This is a genomic window from Pseudomonas sp. 05T35, from assembly GCF_056396605.1.
Window position 1 is genome coordinate 1 of the sequence record NZ_JBFTLU010000607.1, and the last position, 2,143, is coordinate 2,143.

At 60.6% G+C, this 2,143-nt stretch carries 2 protein-coding genes; both read right to left on the reverse strand.

Annotated features, from left to right (window positions below):
- Positions 1 to 434 (reverse strand): YebC/PmpR family DNA-binding transcriptional regulator (locus tag AC1DH9_RS27890; protein ID WP_477809211.1); only part of this gene is annotated, 434 nt, incomplete at its 3' end.
- A 129-nt stretch (positions 435 to 563) separates the two neighbouring features.
- On the reverse strand, positions 564 to 2,143 hold a 1,580-nt coding region (gene aspS / locus AC1DH9_RS27895; RefSeq protein ID WP_477809212.1), incomplete at its 5' end, for an aspartate--tRNA ligase.

Consider the following 2,143-nt stretch of genomic DNA (forward strand, 5'->3'; position numbering starts at 1 on the left):
CCCGGGGCGAAGGAAATCTGCCCCTTGCGCTCGAACAGGTAGGCCACCGAACCGTCGGTCCCCAGGTTGCCGCCGCATTTGCTGAAAGCGTGACGGACAGCTGCTGCGGTGCGGTTGCGGTTGTCGGTCATGCATTCGACCATCACTGCTACGCCGCCCGGGCCATAACCTTCATAGCTCAATTCGACCATGTCGTCGGTGTCGGCAGCGCCAGCACCACGAGCCACCGCGCGATCGATGATGTCACGGCTCATGTTCGCGCCAAGGGCTTTGTCCAGCGCCAGACGCAAACGCGGGTTGGAGCCCGGATCACCGCCACCCTGACGGGCCGCGACAGTCAGTTCACGAATCCACTTGGTGAAAATCTTGCCCTTCTTGGCATCCTGACGTTCTTTGCGGTGCTTGATGTTCGCCCACTTGGAATGACCCGCCATAACTCGCTCCGAATTCTCTTTAAAACAATTCTCTATAAAACAATGCCCGCACGCCCATGAAGGCGAGCGGGCAACACAATCTGGATCTGACGCCCTGGCACATCGAGCGATGTGCCAGGGTGCTCAGTCTTACTCAGCCTTAGGCTGTTCGCGCAGACGAATGTGCAGCTCGCGCAGCGCCTTGGCATCGACCAGGCCAGGTGCCTGAGTCATGACGCAGGCAGCGCTCTGGGTTTTCGGGAAGGCGATCACTTCACGGATCGACTGGGCGCCGGTCATCAGCATCACCAGACGGTCGAGACCGAAAGCCAGGCCACCGTGCGGCGGYGCGCCGTATTTCAGGGCGTCGAGCAGGAAGCCGAATTTCTCTTCCTGTTCCGCTTCGCTGATACCCAGCAGGCGGAAGACCGATTGCTGCATTTCCTTGCGGTGGATACGGATCGAACCGCCACCCAGCTCGGTGCCGTTCAATACCATGTCGTAGGCACGGGACAAAGCGGTCGCCGGGTTGGCTTCGAGTTCTTCTGGCGTGCACTTCGGTGCGGTGAACGGGTGGTGCAAGGCGGTGAAGCTGCCGTCGTCGTTCTCTTCGAACATCGGGAAGTCGACAACCCACATCGGTGCCCACTCGCAGGTCAGCAGGTTCAGGTCGTGACCGACCTTGATCCGCAGTGCGCCCAGCGCTTCGCTGACAATCTTGGCCTTGTCGGCACCGAAGAACACGATGTCGCCATCAACCGCGCCAACGCGATCGAGGATCACATTGAGGTTGGCTTCAGGGATGTTCTTGACGATCGGCGACTGCAGGCCTTCAACGCCTTTGGCGCGCTCGTTGACCTTGATGTACGCCAGGCCCTTGGCACCGTAGATGCCGACGAACTTGGTGTAGTCGTCGATCTTGCTGCGCGGCATGCTCGCCCCGCCTGGAACGCGCAGAGCGGCGATACGGCTTTTCGGGTCGTTGGCCGGGCCACTGAAGACCTTGAAGTCGACTTCCTTGAGCTGGTCGGCAACGTCGACCAGTTCCAGCGGGTTACGCAGGTCCGGCTTGTCGGAACCGTAACGACGCATGGCCTCGTCCCAGGTCATGTGCGGGAATTCACCGAATTCCAGACCCAGCACTTCCTTGAACAGGTTGCGGATCATGCCTTCGGTCAGCCCCATGATCTCGGCTTCGTTGAGGAAGCTGGTCTCGATGTCGATCTGGGTGAATTCCGGCTGACGGTCGGCACGCAGGTCTTCGTCGCGGAAGCACTTGGCGATCTGGTAGTAACGATCGAAGCCGGCAACCATCAGCAGTTGCTTGAACAGCTGCGGCGATTGCGGCAAGGCGAAGAAGCTGCCAGCGTGAGTACGGCTCGGCACCAGGTAGTCACGCGCACCTTCCGGGGTCGCACGAGTCAGGATCGGCGTCTCGACGTCGAGGAAGCCGTTCTCGTCCAGGTAGCGACGGATGCTGGTGGTCATGCGCGAACGCAGGCGCAGCTTCTCGAGCATTTCCGGACGACGCAGGTCGATGAAGCGATAACGCAGGCGGGTTTCTTCGCCAACGTCGGAGAACTCGTTGAGCGGGAACGGCGGGGTTTCCGCTTCGTTCAATACTTCCAGCTCGTAGCCCAGCACTTCGATCATGCCCGAAGCCATGTTGGCGTTGCCGGCACCGGCCGGACGCAGGCGCACCTTACCGGTGATCTTGACCACGTATTCGC